This is a genomic window from Sphingobium sp. LSP13-1-1.1, from assembly GCF_040676415.1.
Taxonomy (GTDB): domain Bacteria; phylum Pseudomonadota; class Alphaproteobacteria; order Sphingomonadales; family Sphingomonadaceae; genus Sphingobium.
In genome coordinates this window covers 40,141-62,054 of record NZ_JBEGHU010000006.1, presented here as the reverse complement: position 1 = coordinate 62,054, position 21,914 = coordinate 40,141, and the positions used below count along the sequence as shown (strand labels likewise).

Sequence of the window (21,914 nt, the reverse complement as noted above, 5' to 3'; positions counted from 1 at the left end):
CAAGGATTGGGGTAAAGGCCGCCAGTCCTGGAATCAGGGCAGTCCCGGCGTGGCCGTCGCGCCGGGACGCCGCGTGAGGAGATTATGGCAAGTTCGCCGATCATGTCCGAAGGTTCGGCTTTCACGATTCCCGCGCACTGGCGGGACTTCGTCGCGCTGACCAAGCCGCGGGTGATGACGCTGGTCGTCTTCACCGGGCTGTGCGGCTTGCTCGCGGCGCCCGAACATATGCATCCGGTCCTCGCCTTCACCGCAATCCTGTGCATTGCTCTGGGGGCGGGCGCGGCCGCCGCGCTCAACCAGTGGTATGAAGCCGATATCGATGCGAAGATGAAGCGCACGGCCAACCGTCCGTTGCCCGCGGGCCGGATGGATCGCCAGTCCGCGCTGCATTTCGGCGTGGGCCTGTCCTTCTTCTCGGTCCTGCTGATGGGTATCGCGGCTAACTGGCTCGCGGCTGCCGTACTGGCCGTGTCGATCCTCTTCTACCTGTTCGTCTACACCATCTGGCTCAAGCCCCGCACGGCACAGAATATCGTCATCGGCGGTGCGGCGGGCGCCTTTCCGCCGGTCATCGGCTGGGCGGCGGTCACGGGCGACATCAGCGCGCTTCCGATTGCGCTGTTCATGCTGATCTTCTTCTGGACTCCGCCTCATTTCTGGGCACTGGCCCTGTTCGTGAAGACGGATTATGCCGCCGCCGGCATTCCCATGCTGCCGGTGGTTTCGGGTGAAGTGGCGACGCGGCGCCATATCTGGTTCTACACCGCCATCATGGCCGTGGCCGCCATGGCCCCGGTCCTGTTGCGCCTGACAGGCCCCATCTATGGCACGACGGCGCTGCTCGGGACGGCGCTGTTCGCATTGCTGGCCTTCCAGGTGTTGCGCCGGCGCGAGAGTGATCCTGCGCGGATGGCGCCGGAAAAGCGTTTGTTCAAATATTCGATCCTGTACCTGTTCCTCCTTTTCGGCGCGGTGGTCGTCGACCGCTGGGTGGCCGCATGACCCCAGAGGAAGACGGCCAGATTCGCGCGCGGCAGAAGGCGCGCGCCATCGTGACGGGGCTGCTGCTGGGCGCTCTGGTCATTCTCTTCTACGCGATCACCATCGCCAAGATCGGTGGGGGTCATTGATGGCGAGCCTTCCGCCTTCACCCTTCGACCGGGATCGCCGCAACCGGCGCACCATGATCGGCATGGCCGGCGTAGGCCTGGCGATGCTGGGCCTGGGGTTCGCTTCGGTGCCGCTCTACCGGATCTTCTGCCAGCGGACGGGCTTTGGCGGCACCACGCAGCGCGCCGCTGCCGGCGTGCAGGTGGCAGAAGCGGTCGGGCATCGCATGTCGATCCGTTTCGATTCCAACGTAGCGCCCGGTATGCCGTGGAAATTCTACCCGGAGCGCAGCACCCAGATGGTGACGGTCGGCGCGCGCACCATGGCGATATTCATCGCGAAGAACATGTCGGACAAGCCGGTCACCGGCTCCGCCAGCTTCAACGTCACGCCGCTCCAGGCAGGGGCCTATTTCACCAAGATCCAGTGCTTCTGTTTCACCCAGCAAACGCTGAAGCCGGGTGAACAGGTGCGCATGCCGGTGATCTATTATGTCGATCCCAAGATATTGACGGATGCCGACAATAAGGACACGCAGGAAATCACGCTCAGCTACACCTTCTATCCTGTTGAGCAGGACAAGAAGCCAAGCTAAGGCACAATCATAACGCGAACGGGGATGAGAAACGTCATGGCAGGCGCCAAGAACCACGATTATCATATTCTTCCGCCCAGCATCTGGCCGTTTTTCGGCTCCATGTCGGCGCTGGTCATGGCTTTCGGCGCGATCATGTGGATGCATCCCGATGCGCTGCCCGCCGGCGGCGGCTGGGTGTTCCTGATCGGCGTCGCTGGCGTCCTGTTCACCATGTACAGCTGGTGGGCCAACGTCATTGCGGAGGCTCATGCGGGCGATCATACGCCGGTGGTGCAGCTTCACCTGCGCTACGGCATGATTCTGTTCATCGCATCGGAAGTCATGTTCTTCGTGGGCTGGTTCTGGTCGTTCTTCGACTTCTCGCTCTTCCCCAGCCAGCTGGCGCCGATCGAGGGCATGTTCCCGTCCAAGGGCATCGAGGTGATGAACGCCTTCGAACTGCCGCTGCTCAACACGCTGATCCTGCTCTGTTCGGGCACGACCGTCACCTGGGCGCACCATGCGCTGATTCATGGTGATCGCGACGGCCTGAAGAAGGGATTGACGCTGACGGTTATCCTGGGCGCCCTCTTCTCGTCGATCCAGGCCTATGAATATGCCCATGCGCCGTTCCCCTTCGGCGGCAGTCCGTACAGCTCGGCCTTCTACATGGCGACCGGGTTCCACGGCTTCCACGTCCTGATCGGCACCATCTTCCTGCTGGTGAACCTGATCCGCGCGCACAAGGGCGACTTCACCCCGCGCCAGCATTTCGGTTTCGAGGCGGCTGCCTGGTACTGGCATTTCGTCGATGTGGTGTGGTTGTTCCTTTTCGTCGCCATCTATGTGTGGGGCGGCTGGGGCGCGCCGGTGCACGGCGGTTGATCCTTTCGCCGATCGATTTACGGAAAACGGCCGGACTTGCTCCGGCCGTTTTCTTTTCCGGCCGGGGGCATTATGCCTGAGCCCATGTCCCCGCCAGACCCACAATCCCCTGAGCCGCAGCCGCTGTTGATCGCTTCGGCCCGGGGCGCCTGTCCGCAATGCGGCGCGCCGACTCTGTTCGCGGGGCCTGTGGGCTTTGCCGCGTCATGCAGGAACTGCGGGCTGGACTATGGCCAGTTCAATGTCGGCGACGGGCCCGCGGCGTTCCTGACGCTGATCATCGGCGCGCTGATGGTGGCGATGGCGTTGATATTGGAATTGAAGGTCCATCCGCCGCTCTGGCTGCATATCCTACTCTGGACGCCGCTGACCGTGGTCGCGGTGATCGGCAGCCTGCGCGTGGCGAAGGGCGCGCTGCTCATCCTCGAATATCGCAACAAGGCGCGCGAGGGGCGGTTGACCGAAAGGGAACGCCAGCCATGAGCCGGCGCTTCCCCCATGTCCCGACGCTGATCGTGGCGGCGGCGGTGCTGGTGATGGTCGGCCTCGGCATCTGGCAGCTTCAACGCAGGGCGGAGAAGGAGGCGATGCTGAGCCTCGTCGCGGCGAATCCGGCCCGGCCCGCCGTCACCTTTCCGGCCTATCCGCCTGTGCCCGCAGACCTTCTGTTTCGGCGCTCCTCCGCCCATTGCCTGCGTGTCGTCCGCTGGCACAGCGAAGCTGGACGGGCGGCCGATGGGTCGGTCGGCTACCGCTACATCGCCGAATGCGCGACGGGTATCGAGGGGCCGGGGGTGCTGGTCGCGGCGGGCGTCGCCAGGACGCCGGACGCCAAACCCCAGTGGCGGGGGGGGCAGATGCGCGGCTGGATCGGGGAGGAGCCGGACCATCGTTCGCTCCTGTCGCGGATCGGCGGCAAGGCCATGCCCTTGCGGCCCATGCTGATCGCCGGAGAGCCGGTGCCTGGCCTCAAGCCGCTGGCCCCGCCCAATGTGGCTGACGTGCCGAACAATCACCTGGCCTATGCGGTGCAGTGGTTCTTCTTCGCTGGGATCGCGGCGATCATCTATGTCCTCGCGCTGCGCAAGCGGAAGCCGCGACCTTAAAAGCTTGCCCGGAGGCGCGTCCGGCGTTACCGCGCTACCCCATCATGCACTATGTAAGCACCAGAGGGAGCGCGCCCGCGCTCGGGTTCGAGGATGTGACGCTGGCGGGGCTGGCGTCCGATGGCGGGCTCTATGTGCCGGAAAGCTGGCCCAGCTTTTCCGCTGAGCAGATACGTGCGCTGGCGGGCCTCTCCTATGTGGAAACGGCAGTGCGGGTCATGGCGCCTTTTGTCGCCGGATCACTGGGCGAAGAGGAATTGCGGGAACTGTGCACCGCCGCCTATGGCCGGTTCAGCCATGATGCGGTGACGCCGCTGGTGCAGCTTGACCATCGCCACTGGCTGCTGGAACTGTTCCACGGGCCGACGTTGGCGTTCAAGGACGTGGCCCTGCAACTGCTCGGCCATTTGTTCGAGCGTTTCCTGTCACGCCGGGACGATCATCTGACCATCGTCGGCGCGACATCCGGCGATACCGGGTCGGCGGCGATCGATGCGGTCGCCGGCCGTGCCAAGATCGATATCTTCATGCTGCACCCGGAAGGCCGTGTGTCGGATGTGCAGCGGCGGCAGATGACGACGGTGCGGGCACCCAATGTCCACAACATCGCCATTGACGGCAGCTTCGACGATGCGCAGGCGCTGGTGAAGGCGATGTTCAACGACGCCGATTTCGCGCGCCGCTTCAACCTGTCGGCGGTGAACAGCATCAACTGGGCGCGGTTGATGGCGCAGGTCGTTTATTATTTCTACGCCGCCGTCCGCCTGGGGGCGCCGGAACGTTCCGTCGCCTTCTCCGTCCCGACAGGCAATTTTGGCGACGTGTTCGCGGGCTATGTCGCGGCGAAGATGGGATTGCCCGTCGCGAAGCTGATGGTGGCGACCAATGTCAACGACATCCTCCACCGCGCCCTGTCCGATGGCGACTACAGCCAGGGGCAGGTGGTGGCGACGGCTACTCCCAGCATGGACATCCAGGTCAGCTCGAACTTCGAGCGACTGCTGTTCGATGCGGGCGGGCGCGATGGCAAGGCGCTGGCCGAACAGATGAGGGGTTTCGAAACGAGCAGGGCGATGCGCCTCACCAATGCGCAGCGGGACGGCGCGGCGGCGCTGTTCACGTCCGCGCGGATCGATGCCGACGCCATGACCATGGCCATGCGCTGGGCCTATGATGCGGCCGGGCAGGTGATCGATCCACACAGCGCGGTCGGCCTGGCGGCGGCGCGGTCGGCCGAGCTCGACCCGGCGGTGCCTGTGGTCACGCTGGCGACGGCGCATGCTGCGAAATTCCCCACGGCGGTCGAGCGCGCCACGGGCATTCGCCCCTCCTTGCCCTCGCGCGTGGGTGACCTGTTCGCACGGGAAGAGGCCTATGCCAAGCTGCCCGGCACCTTCGACGCGGTCACGGCCTATGTCGCGGAGCGCGCGACGCCGAGGGGCTGATGTGAAACTCCAGACCCTTATCGGTGAGCCCTGGTCCGATTATGGCCTGATCGATTCGGGCCACGGGCGAAAGCTGGAGCGCTATGGCCGTTTCCGCTTCATCCGGCCGGAACCGCAGGCGATGTGGGCTCCGGCGCAGGATGACTGGCAGGCCGACGGCGAATTCGTCCCCGGTTCCGACGAGGAGGGCGGCGGGCGCTGGTTCTATGAGCGACCGGTGCCTGCTGAAGGCTGGCCGTTGGAGTGGCGCGAAGTCACCTTCCAGTCGAGCTGCACTCCCTTCCGTCATCTCGGCTTCTTTCCCGACATGGCGCCGGTCTGGGAATGGATGCGCGGCCGGATCGCGGACAAGGTCAGCGCAGGGGATCAGGCGCAGGTGATGAACCTGTTCGGCTATACCGGCGTGGGCACGCTGGCGATGGCGGCGGCGGGCGCGCAGATGGTGCATGTCGACGCGTCCAAGAAGTCGGTGGCGCAGGCGCGGGCCAATGCGGCGTTGTCCGGGCTGGAGGATCGGCCGGTTCGCTGGATCGTCGACGATGCCGCAAAGTTCGTGGCGCGCGAGGTACGCCGCGGGCGCCGCTATGACGGCATATTGCTCGATCCCCCCAAATATGGCCGGGGCCCCGATGGGGAAGTGTGGCGGCTGGAGGAGGATCTGCCGGGGCTGATCGCGCATTGCCGGCAATTGCTGGACGCGGACAGCCGTTTCCTGTTCCTGACCGTCTATGCCGTCCGCATGTCGGCGCTGGCGATCGGGGAATTGTTGCGCCAGGCGTTCGCCGATCTGCCGGGCACCGTCGAAGCGGGTGAACTGGTGGTGCGCGAAGAGGCGCGCGGATTGATGCTGCCTACTGCGATCTGGGCCCGCTGGAGCCGCTGAGGCGATTTTGTGCCAGGCGGTGACGCTCCGGCCTCTGGCGTCGCATCGTTTGAAAGGGAAAAGCATGGCCGCTTTTCCCCGCAATGCTCAGAAACTCGCCTTCAGTCCATCGATCACGAATTGCGCGGCCAGCGCGGCCAGCAGGACGCCCAGCAGCCTTGTGATCACCGCCTCGATCTTGGACCCGAGCAAAGCCATGATCGGCCCCGCCGCCAGCAGCGACCCCAGCATCAGCGCCAGCGTCACGACCACCGCGCCGATCACCACCAGCCGCTCGCTCAACCCCTCCGCCCGCGACATCAGCAGCATGACCGTGGCGATCGAACCCGGCCCGGCGATCATCGGCATCGCCATGGGGAAGACCGACACATCCTCGACCTCGGGCGTTTCGGCGATCTTCTGCGCCCGGTCCTCTCGCCGCTGGGTGCGCTTTTCGAACACCATGTCCATGGCGATGATGAACAGCATGATGCCGCCCGCGATGCGGAAACTGTCCAGTGCGATCCCCAGGGTGCCCAGCAACTGCTTGCCCCACAGCGCGAACAGCAGCAGGATGCCCGCGGCGATGGCCACGGCGCGGATCGCCATGCTGCGGCGCTGGATCTGCGTCGCCCCGGTGGTGAGGCTGGCATAGATCGGCGCGCAGCCCGGCGGATCGATCACGACGAACAGGGTGACGAAGGCGGAGATGAACAGTTCCGTCATTGCGTCGCGGCCACCCTGTCGTCGATCACCATGTCATAGTCGGTCCCGTTCCACATGCGTACGGTCACGCGGCGGCTGCCGTCGGCAGCGACATCGGCGTTCCAGCTCAGGCTTTCATCGCGAGGGGCTGGCGGTGTCTCGCCCTTTGTCGCCTTGCGGTCCGGCGGCGAGGCGGCGGGTCGAGGGCCGTCCCCGGCGCGGCCGCGCTTGCAGGTCGCGACCTTGCCGATGAGGAATTCGGGCGCTTCACGGGCGCTGGCGAGCGTGTCGCCATGGTCCATGATCCATTTCCACTCGCCCTTCTTGTCCCGCTGCCAGATAGTGGTGAAATAGCCGACCGATCCGTCCGGCCGCTTCCAGCCGCCGGTGCTGGCCGCCAGATTGCCGTCGCAGGACACATAGATGGTCGAGGGGGTCCAGCTTACCGGGGCAGGCGGGTCGGCGCGTCCCTTCAGCCATTGCTTCGCCAACGCCCGCTGCGGCACGAACATCACCGCCTCGTCCGCCGCCGTTTCGCGGAAGGCGGTCCATTGCCCCTTCTGCTGCGCGAGCCGGTTGAAGGCGAGTTCGGCCGCGAACACGGAACTGGGGTCAGGCTGATAGCGCATGGGCGGGCGCGCGCCCGCCAGCGCCAGCAATGTCAGGATCAGGAACGCGGCGCGCGCCTTCACAGCCCCTCCGGCTTTGCGAGCCCCGCTCGCGCATGGGCCGCGACCAGCGTATTGCGCAGCAGGACGGCTATGGTCATCGGGCCGACGCCCCCCGGCACCGGAGTGATGGCGCGGACATGGGCCAGCGCTTCGGCCGTGGCGACGTCGCCGACGATCCGGCTCTTGCCGTCCTCCGTATCGGTGACGCGGTTGATGCCGACGTCGATCACTGTCGCGCCGGGCCTGATCCACTCGCCCTTCACCATTTCCGCCCGGCCCACGGCCGCGACCACGATGTCGGCGCGATGCACGACGGAGGCGATGTCCCGCGTGCGGCTGTGCGCGATGGTGACGGTGCAGTTTTCCGCCAGCAGCAATTGCGCCATCGGCTTGCCGACGATGTTGGATCGGCCGACGACGACAGCTTCCAGACCCGAAAGATCGCCCAGTTCATCCTTGAGCAGCATGATGCAGCCCAGCGGCGTGCAGGGCACCAGCGCCTCCTGCCCGGTGGCGAGCAGGCCCGAATTGACGACATGGAAACCGTCGACATCCTTGGCGGGATCGATCGTGCCGATCACCGATGCCTCGTTGATGTGCGATGGCAGCGGCAGTTGGACGAGGATGCCGTCGACCCGGTCGTCGGCATTCAGTTCCTCGACCAGGTCCAGCAATTCCTCCTCGCCTATGGAGGCGGGCAGCTTGAATTCCATGCTTTCCATGCCGGCGGCGACGGTCATCTTGCCCTTGTTGCGGACATAGACGGAACTGGCCGGATCCTCGCCCACCAGCACCACCGCCAGCCCCGGCTTGCGCCCGGTCTTCGCGATGAAAGCGCCGACCCCGTCCGCGACCTTGCCACGAAGCGTCTCCGCAAAGGCCTTGCCGTCGATGATCTTGCCGATGGTCATGATGCTTCAACCTGTTCCTTGATGATGGCGCAAAGCCCGGCGCTGCGGCTACCGCATTTCCTGAGATGTCAGCTGCTCGCATCTCGATTGGAAATGCTCCAGCGTCAACGCCTCACCGCCCCCCTTGATCCGCAGCCGCTTTAGCCGGTTGGTGTCACCCGATTCCAGTGAAATCGCGCTGCGTGGCCACTCCAGCCGCTTCGCCAGCAATGCGACCAGCGCCGCATTGGCCTTTCCCTTTTCCGGCACGGCGCGTACGCGTGCACGCAGCCAGGTTGCGCCCTTGTCGTCCGTCCAGACGCCGCCAATCTCTTCCCGCGTCGCGCCCGGCGTCAACCGGACCGAGAGGATGAGATCGTCGCCGTCCCGGTGCCAGACCGTCACACCAGGCCGAACAGCGGCGGCAATATGGCCTGGCGGATGATCAGAATGCCCAGCAGCACGACCATGGGCGAGAGGTCGAGCGCCCCCAGGTCCGGCAGCACCCGGCGGATCGGATTGTATATCGGCGCCGTCATCCGATCCAGCGCGACCATCACCGTGCGCACGAAATCATTGGAAAGATTGACGACATTGAAGGCGATCAGCCAGCTCATGATGGCCTGGATGATGATGATCCACCACAGCACATCGAGCAGGATGACGATGATCTGATAGAGGGCGTAGGCCATGCGATCTCCGAATTGATGGCCAATCGCTCTAAAGCGATTTCAAGTCAGATGGAACATCTGAACGCCCGGAAATTGCGGAAAACCCATAAGATAGCCTGGGTGCGGACTTCATCAGGCCCGTTGCCGCACCGCGCCCCATGGATTTTCGCGACGCCGCGCACGGCGCCCCCGACCGCCGCCTGCCATGCGGCACGCTGGCGGGCCGCCCATGCGCTTTGCTTCAAGCCCGAAGGGGCCCGGTTCACCGGCGGACTAACGTACCCGCACCGCGATCGGTGAAGATTTCCAGCAGCATTGCGTGCGGCACCCGTCCGTCCAGGATGACGGCGGCGTCCACCCCGCCTTCGACCGCCCGGACGCAGGTTTCCAGCTTGGGGATCATGCCGCCGCTGATGGTGCCGTCCTCTTCCAGCCCCCTGATCGCATGCGGGTCCAGGTCGGTCAGCAACTGGCCCTGCTTGTCCAGAACGCCGGCGACGTCGGTGAGGAGGAAGAAGCGGGCTGCCTGCAATTCCGCGGCGATGGCGCCCGCCATGGTGTCGGCATTGACATTGTAGGTGTGCCCATCCGCGCCGATGCCCACGGGCGCGACCACCGGAATGATGCCATTCTGGGTCAGCGTGTCCAGGATGCTGCGGTCGACCCTCACCGGATCGCCGACAAAGCCCAGGTCGACATTGCGCTCTATGCCGGAATTGGGGTCCGCCTCACGCTTGCCCAGCACCTTTTCGCACAGGACCAGCCCGCCATCCTTGCCCGAAATGCCGACGGCCCGGCCGCCCGCGCCGGATATCCAGCCGACGATTTCCTTGTTGATCGATCCGGCCAGCACCATTTCCGCGATCTGCGCGGTTTCCTTGTCGGTGACGCGCAGGCCGCCGACGAACTGCGACTCGACGCCCAGCTTCTTCAGCATCGCGCCGATCTGCGGACCGCCGCCGTGGACGACGACGACATTGATGCCGACCGCCTTCATCAGCACGACGTCCTCGGCGAAATCGCGCGCCGCCTCGGGATCGCCCATGGCATGGCCGCCATATTTGACGACGAAGGTCTTGCCCGCATAGCGCTGCATATAGGGAAGCGCCTCGACGAGCGTTTCGGCCTTGACGAGGAGCGCCGGATCGGGGGCGTGCTTGCTGTTCATGCGCGGGCGCATAGGGCACTATGCGCGTCGCCGCAAGCTAACGGTCCAGGCGGCGCCCCAGCGCGACCAGCGCATAGAGGACGGGCGGCACCAGCAGCGCCGACAGCGTGACCTTCGCCAGCATCTGCCCCAGCAGCAGCTCTCCGATCGGGAACACCCCGTAAAAGGCGATGGAGACGAAGAGCAGCGTGTCCGCGATCTGCGACAATATGCTCGCCACCGCGGCGCGCAGCCAGAGCAGGCGGCTGCCCTCGCGCCCCTTGAGTGCGGCGAAGAGGGTGACGTTCAAGGTCTGGGAAATGCCATAGGCGATGATCCCGCCGAGCCAGATCCGGGGCGTGCCGCCCATCATCAGCGCAAAGGCATCGCGCCGCGCCGGGTCCATGTCGCTCGCGGCGGGTACGGACAGCACGGCGATGGAAAGCAATATGGATGCGATCAGCGGCAGGAAGCCGATCCGCACCAGCCGGTTGGCGACGGCCGGGCCGTGCAGTTCCGCCACCGCGCTGGAAATCGTCACCAGCAGCAGGAAGGCGAAGATGCCCGCCTCCACCGCCAGCGGGCCGAGGCCGAACCAGGGACCGATGGCCGACAGGGGCCCCAGCGTCACCTGCTTGTTGCCGAGCACGCCGGCAATGCAGACCATGCCGCCGTAGAAGATCGAAAATACGAAGAGCGAACGCGCGATCGGTGCGGGATGCGAAGCCATTGCCGGCACTTACCGGGCTTTGGGCGGAGTGGAAAGCGGTTAGAGGAGGCGCGGCTTCGGCGAAGGGCTGTCCAGCGCCGCACGCATGGGCTTCAGCCCTCCAGAACGCCCTTGGCGGCGCGCAGTCCGGCCTTGCCGTTGCGGGCGAGGGCGCGTTTCAGCGCATCCGGACTGGGCGCCACGAGAAAGCCGAAGCTGACGCAGCCCTGCTTCGTCTCGACCGCATGATGCAGGCGATGGGCCTGGACGATGCGCTTCATATAGGCGGAGCGCGGCACATGGCGATGGCGGACGCGGCGATGGACGATGATGTCGTGGAAACCCAGATAGATGGCGCCATAGGCCGCGATGCCGGCGCCGGTCGCCGTCGCCCAATCGCCCCAATGCCATTGCACGCCCCCCAGCAGCAGCAGGATGGAGGGCATGGCGAAGATCACGAAATAGAGGTCGTTCGCTTCCCAGCGGCCGGGGCGTTCCCGATGGTGGCTGGCGTGCAGGAACCAGCCCGGCCCGTGCATGACCCAACGGTGCATGACATAGGCGAAGCCCTCCATCGCGGCGACGGTCACGAGGAAGAGGAGGATCAGCGAGAAGGCGGTCATGCGCCCTTTATAGGGTGCGGCCCGCGCCCAGGCGAGCCGCAAAGCGCAAAAAAGGCCGCGCCCACGGGGAGCGCGGCCTCTTCATCCCTTTTCAGGCGATCAGAAGGATGCGGTGACCGAACCGACCACTGCGCCCCTGGCCGCATCGCGGAAGTTGCCCGCAGCAGCCTTGGGACGGAAATGGGTGTCCGTGTCGACATAGCTGACGCCGAAGGTCAGATGGCTCCACGTATAGGTCGCGCCGACGCTCCAGTCGGTGTAGCCCTTGCCGACCGGGACCAGATAGCTGGGCCCGAAGCTGTGGGCCAGATGCGCCGTCACGCCCAGCGGGGTGTTCGGGATGCTGGCCGAGAGGTCACCGGCGAGGTACAGATTGTCTTCCTTGTGAATGCCGTCGACGGTGAGCGCCTTCTGCTTGGGCGCATAATTGGCGGTCACCTTGGCGGTCGCCGGGCCGAACGTGCCCTTGATGGAGGCATAGGGCTCGACGAAATCGGTGTTCGCGCCGGCCGAACCGGGATAGTAGTAATAGAGAACGCCGACGTCGAAGGTCGCCGCGCCGACGGTCTTGGAATAGCCGGCGATCAGGTCGAGTTCCTGGTCGCTGCCATTGGCGACATAATCATCGATCGAGCTGCCCCAGGTCGAGACGTAGAAGCCCGAGCTGTGCGTCAGGGTGATGCTGCCCTGCAGCGCGAAACGCTTGTCGGTCTGCGAGATGCCGCGGAAGCGATAGTCGGTCACCACGGCGGCCGTGCCGGTCACGGTGAGATCGGGCGTGGGCTCGTCCTGAGCGAAAGCGGGTGCCGACATGGCGGCAAGGGCAAGGGCCGAGAGGCCGAGTATGGACTTACGCATATGATGTCCCCTTGATGGTATCTGCGATGGTCCCACCTGCGTCATGGTCCCGGATCTCTATTGCCCTGTGCGGGATGGACCGGGTTGCCTCAACGAAGGAGGAGATGCCCGCCGCCGTTGCAGCGCACAAGATTTTATTGCGGAACGATGACGTTTGCGTCTGTAATGTTGCTGGTCTGCAACAAATTTAGGCATGATTGTGGCACGGCGCGGCGTCGCGCGCGCTTTTTGCCGCAATTGGGGATCGTTGCGCTACGGCAGGGGCGGTGCCGCGTCGCGCGGTGCATGAATGACGCGCTGCGGATAGGGGATGGTGATGCCATGGTCGCGGAACAGCCGCCACAGCCGGCCGAGCACATCCGATTTCACACTGCCGATGCCGCTTTCCGGGTCGCTGATCCACACCAATATGTCATGTTCAACGCGGTTTTCGCCAAAGGCGGTGAGCCAGACATTGGGTTTGGGATTGCGAAGCACGCGGGGACTTTCCTGCGCGGCGCGCAGCATCAGTTCCTGCGCGAGCTGGAGGTCGCTGTCATAACCGATGCCGACGGGAATGCGGACGCGGACATTGCGGTCGGAATAGGACCAGTTCTCCACCTCCTGCGTCATCAGATTCTCGTTCGGGATCAGATGTTCCTTGCCGTCGCGGGTGATGACGCTGACGGCGCGCACGCCGATCTTGTTCACCCAGCCGAAGCTGTCGCCGACGACGATGACGTCGCCCGGCTTGATCGACCGGTCCATCAGCAGGATGATGCCGGCGATCAGATTGCCGAAGGTCTTTTGCAGGCCGAAGCCGACGGCGAGGCCCAGCGCGCCGGAGAAGACGGTGAAGGCGGTGAGGTCGACGCCGAGCAGGTCCACGCCGATGAAGAAGGCCGCGACCACCACGACGATGGCGGCCAGCTTCTGCGCCAGCAGCTTCTGCGTGGCGTCCAGGCCATGGGCGTGCGTGATGCTGCGCCCGATGATGCGGTTGGCAAGGCGCACCAGGGCGAACAGCGCGACGCAGATCGCAGCCATGCTGACCAGCCCCAACAAGGTGACGCGCCGCTTGCCAAGGTCCAGGCCGACGCCGTCGAGCATGTCCGCCACGGGAGCGAAGCCACCGCTGCTGCCGGAAAGAACCATGACGAACAGCAGCAAGGCGATCGGCAGCACGGCAAGGCGCGGAATGGCGAGGCTGCGCAGGACATGCACGGCGAGCAGCGAAAGCGACAGGGCGAGCGCGGCGCTCAGCACCAGATGCGCCAGATCCCCGACCGGCCAGAAGGCGACCGCCAGCGCCGTGACGGCTGCGGCGATGCCGTGGCGCAGGATCGGGCGCAAATGCCCCGCCAGCGCCTCCCCCAGGCCGCGGAATCGGCGGCGCAGGCGCGGCGCGGCGATGCGGGCGATCGCGCCGGCAATCAAATGGATGGCGATGGCCAGCGCCAGCGCGACCAAGGGATGGACGATGGCCGGATCGCCCGGCAACAGCGGCAGAAGTTCGGGCAAGCCCGGCGTCATCCGCGCGCGGCCCGGAAGCGGGCAAGGCCCGCGTCGAGATCGGCGATGAGGTCGTCGGCGTCCTCCAGCCCGATCTGGAGGCGGACGACCGGCCCCTCCGCCTGCCAGGCGGTGGCCGTGCGGTAGCGGGCGGGATCGACCGGAAGCGCGAGGCTTTCGAAGCCGCCCCAGCTATAGCCGATGCCAAAATGCGCGAGGCCGTCGATCAGGGCGGCACGGGCCGCTTCATCGCCGCCCTTGAGGACGAAGCTGAACAGGCCGCTTGAACCGGTGAAATCGCGATCCCAAAGCGCATGGCCGGGACAGGAGGGCAGGGCCGGGTGGAGGACGCGGGCGACGTCGGGCTGCTGCGACAGCCATTGCGCGATGCGCAGCGCGCTCGCCTGATGCTGGTTGAGCCGGACGCCCAATGTCCGCAGACCGCGCGCCGCGAGCCAGGCATCGTCGGGGCTGGTCATCTGCCCGAAAAGATAGGCGGTCTGGCGGATCCTGGGAAAGAAGGCGGGAGTGGCCGTGACCGACCCCATCATCACGTCGCTATGGCCGACGATATATTTGGTGCAGGCGAGAATGCTGATGTCGACGCCATGGCCGAGCGCCGGGAAGAAATAGGGGGTGCCCCATGTGTTGTCGATCAGCGTCGTTATGCCCCTGTCCCGCGCAATGGCGGTGATGGCGGGCACGTCCTGCACCTCGAAGGTCAGGCTGCCGGGGCTTTCCATGAAGATGGCGCGGGTGGCGTCGGTGATGAGCGCCGCGATCCCCGCGCCCACGGTCGGATCGTAATAAACCGTCTCCACGCCCAGTGGACGGAGCATCTGCTCGCAGAAATTGCGCGTCGGGTCATAGGCGCTGTCGACCATCAGAAGCTGGTCGCCGGGTTTCAGCACCGCCATCAACGCGCAGGCAATGGCCGCGACTCCCGACGGATAGAGCATGGTGCCTTCGGCGCCCGGCTCCATTTCGGTGAGGGCATCGGCCAGGCTCCATGCCGTGGGCGTGCCCTTGCGGCCGTAGAACAGCCGTTCATGCGTGCTGCGCCCTGCCGCGCCGCGCAGATGCGCGACATCGTCGTAAAGAATGGTCGAGGCACGCCAGACCGGCGGGTTGACGATGCCTCCGGGCTGGCCGGGCATGCCGGTCCATTCGGGCTTGCGGCCCGCCTGGGCGATTTGGGTCAGGGGCTTGCGGTCCCCGCTCTTGCCCGACTTCCGGGTCATGCGGCGGGACCGGTCGCTTTCGGCGTGGCTGGGTCCAGCCCCCATTCGGACCAGCTTCCATCATAGAGGGTGACGTCGGTCTTGCCGAGCAGTTCCAGGCCCGCGAGCAGGATCGCGGCCGTCACGCCGCTGCCGCAGCTGGTGATGATCGGGCGGTCGAAATCCGTCCCGGCGTCGACAAACAGGCGGCGCAGTTCCCCGCCCTGCTTCATGCTGTTGTCGGCATGGTAGAAGGCGGAGGAGGGGATGTTGCGGCTGCCCGGAATATGGCCCGACGCCATGCCGGGGCGGGGTTCCCGTTCCTCGCCCGTGAAGCGCGCGGCGCCCCGTGCATCCAGTACCTGTTCCGACCCGCTTTCGAGATTGGCGAGAATATCCTCCTTGGTGCGGACCTGGCCTGTGTCGCGCCTTGCGATGGCATTGCCGGGCGCCGTTTCGGGCATGCCGCTTTCCGTCGGCCGTCCCTCCGCCAGCCATTTCGAAAGGCCGCCGTCGAGGATCGCCGCGCCCTTGCCCACGCCATAGAGGCGCATCATCCACCAGCCGCGCGCCGCGCTGTGGGTCGGGCTGTTGTCATAGACGATGATGCGGCTGTCCGCGTCGATGCCAAGGCGCCGGCAACGCTCGGTCATGAAATCATCGGTCGGCAGCATGCCGGGGCGCGGATCGTCGGGGTCGGCCAGGCTGGGAAGGTCGAGGAAGACGGCGCCGGGGATATGGGCGGCCTCGAACTCGGCCTGGGGATTGCGGGGCACACCGGGCAGGAACAGGCTGGCGTCGACGATCCGGAGGTCGGGCTTGCCCAATTCCCCCTCAAGCCAGTCGGTCGTCACCAATATGTCCATGCGCGCCCTTGCTCCCTCGCTCGTTCGGCCACCTGCGACGGGTGGCGCAGACCTGTTCTAGAGCATCGCGGGGAGAAGTGGGAACCGGTTTTCCGCTTTTGACGATATGACGGCTTCAGCGGAGGTGGGAAGGGCCGTTCACCTTAGCTGGAGAGGCTGAGCGCGGTCGCGCGGCTGCCGGGGGCAGGATATTGGCGCGGGCCAAGATCCAGCCGGAAGGGGGAGAGGCGTTCGACCGGCGGCGATCGTTCCTCCCCGATGATGAAGACGCGCCCGGTGCGTCCGGCGCCTTCACTGTCACTCGTACTGGTGCCCGTCCAGCGATAATGCGCGTCGAAGGCGATCAAGGGGATCAGCAGCGCCCGCTCGCCCATGGGGATCGCGGCGATCGCCTGCGCGTCAAGCCGCATTTCCCCGATGAGCGCCTGAGTCTCGCCCGGCGCGATCGACACGACCGAATGAACCGGAAGGCCGGTTTCACCTGCGAAGAAGGGCTGGAAAAGCGCCTGCTGCTGCTGTGGATCGGCATTGGTGATCAGGCTGCGGACCAGAATATCCTCCGCCGCACGGTTGCCGCGATTGTGGAGCATCAGCCGATAGCCGATGGTCGCGCCCAATAATGTCAGGCGGGCGGCCTGCACTTCCATGGCAAGTTCGATCCATGGCCGGTCGCTGGTTGCCGGTGCGGTAGCCTGCGCGGTTGCTGGTTTGGGCGAGGCAGGTACCGCCCTGGGCTGGGGCTGGGGCTGGGGCTGGGGCTGGGGCTGGGGTGGAGCCGGCATGGGCGGCGGTGCCGCTTCGGCTTCGTGGGGCTGGTCCTCCACCGCGTCTTCCTTGCGGCGGCGCAGCCAGAAAAAGGCCCCGATCAGCAGGATGGCGGCCCCTGCGGCTGCGGCGATCCACGGCCATGCGGGCGCGGGCTGCTCCACGACGGCGGGCTGGGCAGGCGGCGGGCCGGGCGCCGCGTCATTGGCGGCGGGGGGAGGGCCTTGATTTTCGACCGGCGATGATGGGGCCAGCGATGATGGGGGAGGTGCTTCGCTGCGGGCTGGGCCTTCGGCCGGGGTCCCACTTTGCGGCGCGGGTTGCGGCGTGCGCGCTGCCCCGGTGGGACGCTGGTTGGGCTGGCTTTGCGGTTGTGTCTCTGTCTGGGGTTGAGCCGGTGCCGGGACAGCGATGGGCGGAAGCTGGATCGTTGGCGTCACGACCGGCGGCGGCGTCACCGGCGTGGGCGCGCCGCGGAACACGTTCAGTTCCGGCCCCTGCGCTTTGGGATTGGCCTGCGGCGGCGGTGCGGTGCGCGGCAGGTTGAAGACCGGATCGCTGCTATTTTCCTGCTGGGCGAAGGCAGGCGCGGCCAGCAGCAGCGGCGCGGCGAGCAGAAGCGAAAAACGGAACCCCATGGGTGGCAGCCAAGGCATTTGCCCAGGTGAACCCGCCATGAACGAAAGGCAAGAGAGGCGTGACGATGACATCTGCCGTGCAATGGCGTAGATGGCCTGCCATGACTGACATGCCGACTCCACTTCATCTGGGCCGAACCAGTGCCCTGCCCGCACGTCCCGAAGAGGCCGTGCTGGATTATGTGTCCAATCCGCGTCCGGGGAAGCCCTATCTGGTGCGCTTCACCGCGCCGGAATTCACGTCCCTCTGTCCGGTGACGGGGCAACCCGATTTCGCGCATCTGGTGATCGACTATGCGCCCGCGGCGACCATCGTCGAATCCAAATCGCTGAAGCTGTTCCTCAGCGCCTTTCGCAACCATGCCGCCTTCCATGAGGATTGCACGGTCGGGATCGGCGAAAGGCTGTTCGCGGAGATGAACCCGATATGGCTGCGCATCGGCGGCTATTGGTATCCGCGCGGGGGCATTCCCATCGACGTGTTCTGGCAATCAGGCGAGCCGCCGGCGGGGCTGTGGCTCCCCCCGCAGGACGTGCCGGGTTATCGCGGGCGGGGTTAACGCGCCCGGAGGGAATGGCGTTCCTGCCGGCGTGGCGGCAGGAAGCTTCACCTCCGCTTTTGTTTGACAAACGAACAACAAGTTTCGACCAACGACATGTGCGGCGGGGCGCCCGGCTTGACCGACGAGGTGAAACGGACGATCCCCCTGACATCCTGGCGCGCGACTTTCGCCGCGCCGTTCCAACCTGTCGGAGTTGCGAACCTCATGTCCTTTTCGAAAATCCTTCCGCTGATGCTGGCGGCCGCGCCGCTGGCCGTGGCTGTCCCGGCATGGGCGCAGCCGGTGGCCCCGTCCGGCCCCGCCGCGGGTGTGACCACGCAACTGCCGCGCGGCGCCGCGCCCAGCCATTATGCGATTGAGGTGACTCCCGATGCGGCCAATCTGAAGTTCACGGGCAGGACCACCATCGATGTCACCGTGACTCAGGCGATGCCTGCCCTGGTGCTGAACGCGGCGGACCTGACGATAAGTTCGGTGACGCTGACCCCGGTGAACGACAAGGCGGCAAAGGGTAAGGCCGCAAAGGGGACCGCCCGGATCGACGCCGCCGCGCAGACCGTCACCTTCGATTTCGGCAAGCCGCTCCAGCCAGGCAGCTACAAGCTCGACATCGACTATGCAGGTGTCATCAACCAGCAGGCGAACGGCCTGTTCGCGCTCGATTATACCGACAATGCCGGCAAGGCGAAGCGCGCCCTCTTCACCCAGTTCGAGGCGCCCGACGCCCGTCGCTTCGTGCCGAGCTTCGATGAGCCGAGCTACAAGGCGACCTTCGATCTCAGCGCCGTCGTCCCCGCCGATCAGCTTGCCGTCAGCAACATGCCGGTCAAGAGCAGCGCCGATGCCGGGTCGGACAGGAAGCTGGTGACCTTTGGCACCAGCCCGAAAATGTCATCCTACCTCCTCTTCTTCGGCCTGGGCGAACTGGAACGCGCAACGAAAATGGCCGGCGCAACCGAAGTCGGCGTGATCACCGGCAAGGGCAACACCGGCAAGGCGCAACTCGCGCTCGATGCGTCGGCGGCGATCCTGCCTTATTATAACGACTATTTCGGCGTGCCTTTCCCCTTGCCCAAGCTGGACAATGTCGCGGGGCCGGGGCAGAGCCAGTTCTTCTCCGCCATGGAGAATTGGGGCGCGATCTTCACCTTCGAGCGGGCCTTGCTGGTCGATCCGCGCTTCACGTCGGAAAGCACGCGTCGGACCATCTATTCGATCGTCGCCCATGAAATGGCGCACCAGTGGTTCGGCGATCTGGTCACCATGGCCTGGTGGGATGATCTCTGGCTGAACGAAGGTTTCGCAAGCTGGATGGCGACCAAGGTCACCGACAAGCTGAACCCCGAATGGGAAATGCTGCTGTCCCGCGTCAATGGCCGCGAGCGGGCTATGAGCCTGGATTCGCTGGTGACGACCCACCCGATCCTCCAGAAGATCCACACCGTCGATGAGGTGAACCAGGCCTTTGACGACATCACCTATGAAAAGGGCGAGGCCGTCATCACCATGCTCGAGGGCTTTGCGGGGGAAGATGCGTGGCGTTCGGGCATCCGCGCCTATATGAAGCAGCACGCCTATGGGAACACCGTGACCGACGACCTGTGGAAGGCGGTCGAGGGCGCGGGCGCCAAGGGCGTGGTCGGCATCGCACATGATTTCACGAGCCAGCCGGGCATCCCGCTGGTCAAGGTGGACAGCGCGCAATGTCAGGGCGGATCGACCATCCTGTCACTGTCGCAGGGAGAATTCAGCCGTGACCGGAAGGACAAGGCGCCGCTCAAATGGAATGTGCCGGTGATGGCGCAGGCGATCGGCCAAGGGGGCGGCGGGACGCAGCAGCGCCTGATCCTGAACGGATCGGCGCAGGTGACGCTGCCGGGTTGTGGCGCCTATCTGATCAACGCCGGGCAGACGGGCTATTACCGCTCGCTCTATCCGGAAGCGAATCTCAGATCCCTGGTCAGGGACTTCACCAAATTGACGTCCATGGACCAGATCGGCCTGATGGCGGACAATTTCCAGCTGGGCCTCGGCGGCTATCAGCCCATGGGACTGGCCCTCGACCTGATCGATGCCGTGCCCGCGACCGCCAGCCCCGCCGTGCTGGCGGAGGTGCCGGGCTATCTCGACAGTGCCCACACCATGCTGGAGAGCGACAAGGCGAGCCAGGCGCGGGTCGCGGCCTATGCGTCGAAGAAGCTGAGCCCGGTGCTGGCAAGCGTCGGATTCGATGCCAAGCCGGGCGAGAATCCCCAGGTGCCGGTGTTGCGCTCGGCCCTGGTGTCGACGCTGGGCGGCATGGGCGACAAGGCGGTGGTCGCGGAAGCGAACAAGCGTTTCGCTGCGCTGGCGACCAATCCGTCCGCGCTTGATGGTCCGCTGCGCAATGTCTGGCTCCGCATCATCGCGGAAAATGCCGATGCCGCGACCTGGGACAAGCTGCGCGCCATGGCCAACGGCGCCAAGTCGGACCTCGAAAAGAGCACCACCTTCGCCCTGCTGGGCGCGGCCAAGGATGAGAAGCTGGCTGCCAGGGCGCTCGACCTGGCGATGACCGACGAGCCGGGCAAGACGACCAGCGCGGCCATCATATCCGCCGTGGGCGGCGAGCATCCGATGTTGGCCGTCGACTATGTGCTGGCGCATCGCGAGCAATATGAGGCGATGATCGACGTGTCGGCGCGCAGCCAGGCGATTGCGCGGCTTGGCGGCAATTCCGCCGATCCGGCGATGGTGACGAAGCTGGACGCCTATGCCACCCAATATCTGACGCCGGAATCGCGCAAGGTGGTGGATCGCTCCATCGCCGCGATCAAGACACGGATCGAGACCCGGGCACGGCTGAAGCCCGCGCTGATCGGATGGTTCGCGAAGAAATAGGCGCCGATGGTCCCTCCCGGAAACGGGAGGGACTTTCCGGATCAACGGGGCAGGTCGAGTGCCCTGGCGATGTCGTCCCAGGCCACCAGCTTGAAATTCTGCGCCGCCGTGGCGTTGTGCCCGTCCTGCGCCACGAACAGCCCGCCGGGATAGCCCGGTCCGAAATCGCCCAGCATCAGGTCGATGCCATCGGTTTCCTCCGACCCGCCAATGCTGCCGTCGACCACGCGAAAGCGGCCGGCATAGCTGTCGTCCGACAGCCGATAGGCGACATAGGCATTGTCCCCCTGGCTGGAGACCAGGACATAGCCGTCCTTCTCGCCCATTGGCGCGATGGCGACGCCTTCGGCATCCATGACGAGGTTCCTGCCGTCCGCCGCCGCTATCCTGGTCAGGGTGGTGGGGGCGTCGGCACGGGCATCGAAGCGCCAGAGGCCGACATCCTCCTCCGCCACATAGGCGATGCCGGTGCGGTCGTCGACCGCGCAGCCTTCCGACTGGGTGCCAAGCTTCAGGCTCCGCACGATGCGGCCCATGGGCGTGGCCCCGGAAGTGTCGAGCGCGACCTGGTTCACCGTGCCGTCCTTCAGCACGATGAAGGCATAGGTCGCTTCCGTCGCGCGGTAGAGGCAGATGCCATAGGCCTCGCCCTGGCCGGCGTCCACCTTGCTCAGGGCGCTCAACCTGGCTGAGGCGGGATCGAGGCGGAACAGCGCCAGCCTGGCATGGGCAATGTCGTTGCGGTCACTCGCGACGACCAATATCCCGCTCCGGCCATTGATCATCACCCCGTCGCGCAGATCGACATTGTTGACCCGGCCCGCGTCGAGAAAGTCGCGGGTCTTCCCATCCAGCGCGTAGACGTAAAGGCCCGCCTTCTTGTCGGTGCCCACGATCAGGCTCTGCGCCGGATCGGCGGCGTTGCGCCAGATCGCCGGATCATCTGCCGCATCGGCATTGGGCGTGCCGACGGGCGTGGTTTCTCCGCGGGCCGTCACGGTGACGGCCGGCGTGGCGTTGGCGATGCGTTCCATCAGCGGGCGCTCTGGCGCCGCGCTGGCGCAGGCGCCGAGCAGGAAAGCGGCGCAAAGGCCGGCAGTGGATTGTCTGGTCATGGAATGCCCCCGTTTGCGGCACCTCTTGGACGCGCTTTATGACGGGGCTGTGACGGAAGAGGGCGAGTAGCGCCTGGCATGTCACTGTTCTGTCACCATAATTTCACGGGATTG

The 21,914-nt window shown here is 65.7% G+C and carries 24 protein-coding genes; 10 read left to right on the top strand and 14 right to left on the bottom strand.

The window, feature by feature from the left end; translation table 11 throughout:
• Nucleotides 1–84: 84 nt before the first annotated feature.
• The 8 genes from MRBLSP13_RS05670 to MRBLSP13_RS05635 all read left to right on the top strand — a co-directional run bounded on the left by MRBLSP13_RS05670 (nucleotide 85) and on the right by MRBLSP13_RS05635 (nucleotide 6,009).
• Complete coding sequence (locus MRBLSP13_RS05670) at nucleotides 85–1,005, top strand: heme o synthase (RefSeq protein WP_363753268.1); 921 nt, start codon at nucleotides 85–87, stop codon at nucleotides 1,003–1,005.
• Nucleotides 1,002–1,133 (top strand): hypothetical protein, encoded by a 132-nt coding sequence (locus MRBLSP13_RS05665; RefSeq protein WP_363738112.1) that lies wholly within the window; start codon nucleotides 1,002–1,004, stop codon nucleotides 1,131–1,133. Before MRBLSP13_RS05670 ends, MRBLSP13_RS05665 begins: the two co-directional genes overlap by 4 nt.
• Nucleotides 1,133–1,708 (top strand): cytochrome c oxidase assembly protein, encoded by a 576-nt coding sequence (locus MRBLSP13_RS05660; RefSeq protein ID WP_363753265.1) that lies wholly within the window; start codon nucleotides 1,133–1,135, stop codon nucleotides 1,706–1,708. Before MRBLSP13_RS05665 ends, MRBLSP13_RS05660 begins: the two co-directional genes overlap by 1 nt.
• A 36-nt stretch (nucleotides 1,709–1,744) precedes the next feature.
• Nucleotides 1,745–2,575 carry a cytochrome c oxidase subunit 3 gene (locus MRBLSP13_RS05655; RefSeq protein WP_363738115.1) on the top strand — a complete coding sequence of 277 codons (831 nt, stop codon included), beginning with the start codon at nucleotides 1,745–1,747 and terminating at the stop codon, nucleotides 2,573–2,575.
• A gap of 72 nt (nucleotides 2,576–2,647) precedes the next feature.
• Nucleotides 2,648–3,058 (top strand): DUF983 domain-containing protein, encoded by a 411-nt coding sequence (locus MRBLSP13_RS05650; RefSeq protein ID WP_133653911.1) that lies wholly within the window; start codon nucleotides 2,648–2,650, stop codon nucleotides 3,056–3,058.
• Complete coding sequence (locus MRBLSP13_RS05645; RefSeq protein ID WP_363753262.1) at nucleotides 3,055–3,681, top strand: SURF1 family protein; 627 nt, start codon at nucleotides 3,055–3,057, stop codon at nucleotides 3,679–3,681. Before MRBLSP13_RS05650 ends, MRBLSP13_RS05645 begins: the two co-directional genes overlap by 4 nt.
• Nucleotides 3,682–3,725: 44 nt before the next feature.
• Nucleotides 3,726–5,126 (top strand): threonine synthase, encoded by a 1,401-nt coding sequence (thrC, locus tag MRBLSP13_RS05640; RefSeq protein WP_133653909.1) that lies wholly within the window; start codon nucleotides 3,726–3,728, stop codon nucleotides 5,124–5,126.
• 1 nt (nucleotide 5,127) lies between these two features.
• On the top strand, nucleotides 5,128–6,009 hold the full coding sequence (locus MRBLSP13_RS05635; protein WP_363753260.1) for a class I SAM-dependent methyltransferase: 882 nt from the start codon (nucleotides 5,128–5,130) through the stop codon (nucleotides 6,007–6,009).
• An 87-nt stretch (nucleotides 6,010–6,096) separates the two neighbouring features.
• Here MRBLSP13_RS05635 and MRBLSP13_RS05630 read toward each other — a convergent pair whose 3' ends face one another.
• From MRBLSP13_RS05630 to MRBLSP13_RS05570, 13 genes are all read right to left on the bottom strand, one after another.
• A complete protein-coding gene (locus MRBLSP13_RS05630; RefSeq protein WP_363738120.1) occupies nucleotides 6,097–6,714 on the bottom strand; it encodes a MarC family protein in 618 nt (205 codons plus the stop codon).
• Complete coding sequence (locus MRBLSP13_RS05625; protein ID WP_363753257.1) at nucleotides 6,711–7,385, bottom strand: hypothetical protein; 675 nt, start codon at nucleotides 7,383–7,385, stop codon at nucleotides 6,711–6,713. Before MRBLSP13_RS05625 ends, MRBLSP13_RS05630 begins: the two co-directional genes overlap by 4 nt.
• Complete coding sequence (gene folD, locus MRBLSP13_RS05620; RefSeq protein ID WP_133653905.1) at nucleotides 7,382–8,275, bottom strand: bifunctional methylenetetrahydrofolate dehydrogenase/methenyltetrahydrofolate cyclohydrolase FolD; 894 nt, start codon at nucleotides 8,273–8,275, stop codon at nucleotides 7,382–7,384. Before folD ends, MRBLSP13_RS05625 begins: the two co-directional genes overlap by 4 nt.
• A gap of 48 nt (nucleotides 8,276–8,323) precedes the next feature.
• Nucleotides 8,324–8,659, bottom strand: a complete 336-nt coding sequence (locus MRBLSP13_RS05615) for a DUF167 family protein (RefSeq protein ID WP_363753254.1) — start codon at nucleotides 8,657–8,659, stop codon at nucleotides 8,324–8,326.
• Nucleotides 8,656–8,946: a YggT family protein gene (locus MRBLSP13_RS05610; RefSeq protein WP_007688568.1), complete on the bottom strand. Its 291-nt coding sequence runs from the start codon at nucleotides 8,944–8,946 to the stop codon at nucleotides 8,656–8,658. The genes MRBLSP13_RS05615 and MRBLSP13_RS05610 overlap by 4 nt, the downstream gene beginning before the upstream one ends.
• A gap of 241 nt (nucleotides 8,947–9,187) precedes the next feature.
• Nucleotides 9,188–10,105 (bottom strand): acetylglutamate kinase, encoded by a 918-nt coding sequence (argB, locus tag MRBLSP13_RS05605; RefSeq protein WP_363753251.1) that lies wholly within the window; start codon nucleotides 10,103–10,105, stop codon nucleotides 9,188–9,190.
• Nucleotides 10,106–10,130: 25 nt separating this feature from the next.
• A complete protein-coding gene (locus MRBLSP13_RS05600) occupies nucleotides 10,131–10,802 on the bottom strand; it encodes a queuosine precursor transporter (protein WP_133653902.1) in 672 nt (223 codons plus the stop codon).
• 92 nt (nucleotides 10,803–10,894) lie between these two features.
• Nucleotides 10,895–11,404, bottom strand: coding sequence for a beta-carotene hydroxylase (locus MRBLSP13_RS05595; RefSeq protein WP_363738128.1), 510 nt, complete (start codon nucleotides 11,402–11,404; stop codon nucleotides 10,895–10,897).
• Between the two features lie 99 nt (nucleotides 11,405–11,503).
• Complete coding sequence (locus tag MRBLSP13_RS05590) at nucleotides 11,504–12,262, bottom strand: TorF family putative porin (RefSeq protein WP_363738130.1); 759 nt, start codon at nucleotides 12,260–12,262, stop codon at nucleotides 11,504–11,506.
• A gap of 252 nt (nucleotides 12,263–12,514) precedes the next feature.
• A complete protein-coding gene (locus tag MRBLSP13_RS05585) occupies nucleotides 12,515–13,774 on the bottom strand; it encodes a mechanosensitive ion channel family protein (RefSeq protein ID WP_363738132.1) in 1,260 nt (419 codons plus the stop codon).
• Nucleotides 13,771–14,994: a cystathionine beta-lyase gene (gene metC / locus MRBLSP13_RS05580; protein ID WP_363753248.1), complete on the bottom strand. Its 1,224-nt coding sequence runs from the start codon at nucleotides 14,992–14,994 to the stop codon at nucleotides 13,771–13,773. Before metC ends, MRBLSP13_RS05585 begins: the two co-directional genes overlap by 4 nt.
• Nucleotides 14,991–15,839, bottom strand: coding sequence for a 3-mercaptopyruvate sulfurtransferase (gene sseA, locus MRBLSP13_RS05575; RefSeq protein ID WP_363753245.1), 849 nt, complete (start codon nucleotides 15,837–15,839; stop codon nucleotides 14,991–14,993). Before sseA ends, metC begins: the two co-directional genes overlap by 4 nt.
• A gap of 143 nt (nucleotides 15,840–15,982) precedes the next feature.
• Nucleotides 15,983–17,242, bottom strand: coding sequence for a hypothetical protein (locus MRBLSP13_RS05570; RefSeq protein ID WP_363753242.1), 1,260 nt, complete (start codon nucleotides 17,240–17,242; stop codon nucleotides 15,983–15,985).
• 101 nt (nucleotides 17,243–17,343) lie between these two features.
• Here MRBLSP13_RS05570 and queF point away from each other — a divergent pair, with 101 nt between their 5' ends.
• Nucleotides 17,344–17,802 (top strand): preQ(1) synthase, encoded by a 459-nt coding sequence (gene queF, locus MRBLSP13_RS05565; protein ID WP_363753239.1) that lies wholly within the window; start codon nucleotides 17,344–17,346, stop codon nucleotides 17,800–17,802.
• A gap of 207 nt (nucleotides 17,803–18,009) precedes the next feature.
• Nucleotides 18,010–20,685 (top strand): M1 family metallopeptidase, encoded by a 2,676-nt coding sequence (locus MRBLSP13_RS05560; protein ID WP_363753236.1) that lies wholly within the window; start codon nucleotides 18,010–18,012, stop codon nucleotides 20,683–20,685.
• Between the two features lie 41 nt (nucleotides 20,686–20,726).
• Here MRBLSP13_RS05560 and MRBLSP13_RS05555 read toward each other — a convergent pair whose 3' ends face one another.
• Nucleotides 20,727–21,800, bottom strand: coding sequence for a phytase (locus MRBLSP13_RS05555; RefSeq protein ID WP_363753233.1), 1,074 nt, complete (start codon nucleotides 21,798–21,800; stop codon nucleotides 20,727–20,729).
• Nucleotides 21,801–21,914: the final 114 nt, after the last annotated feature.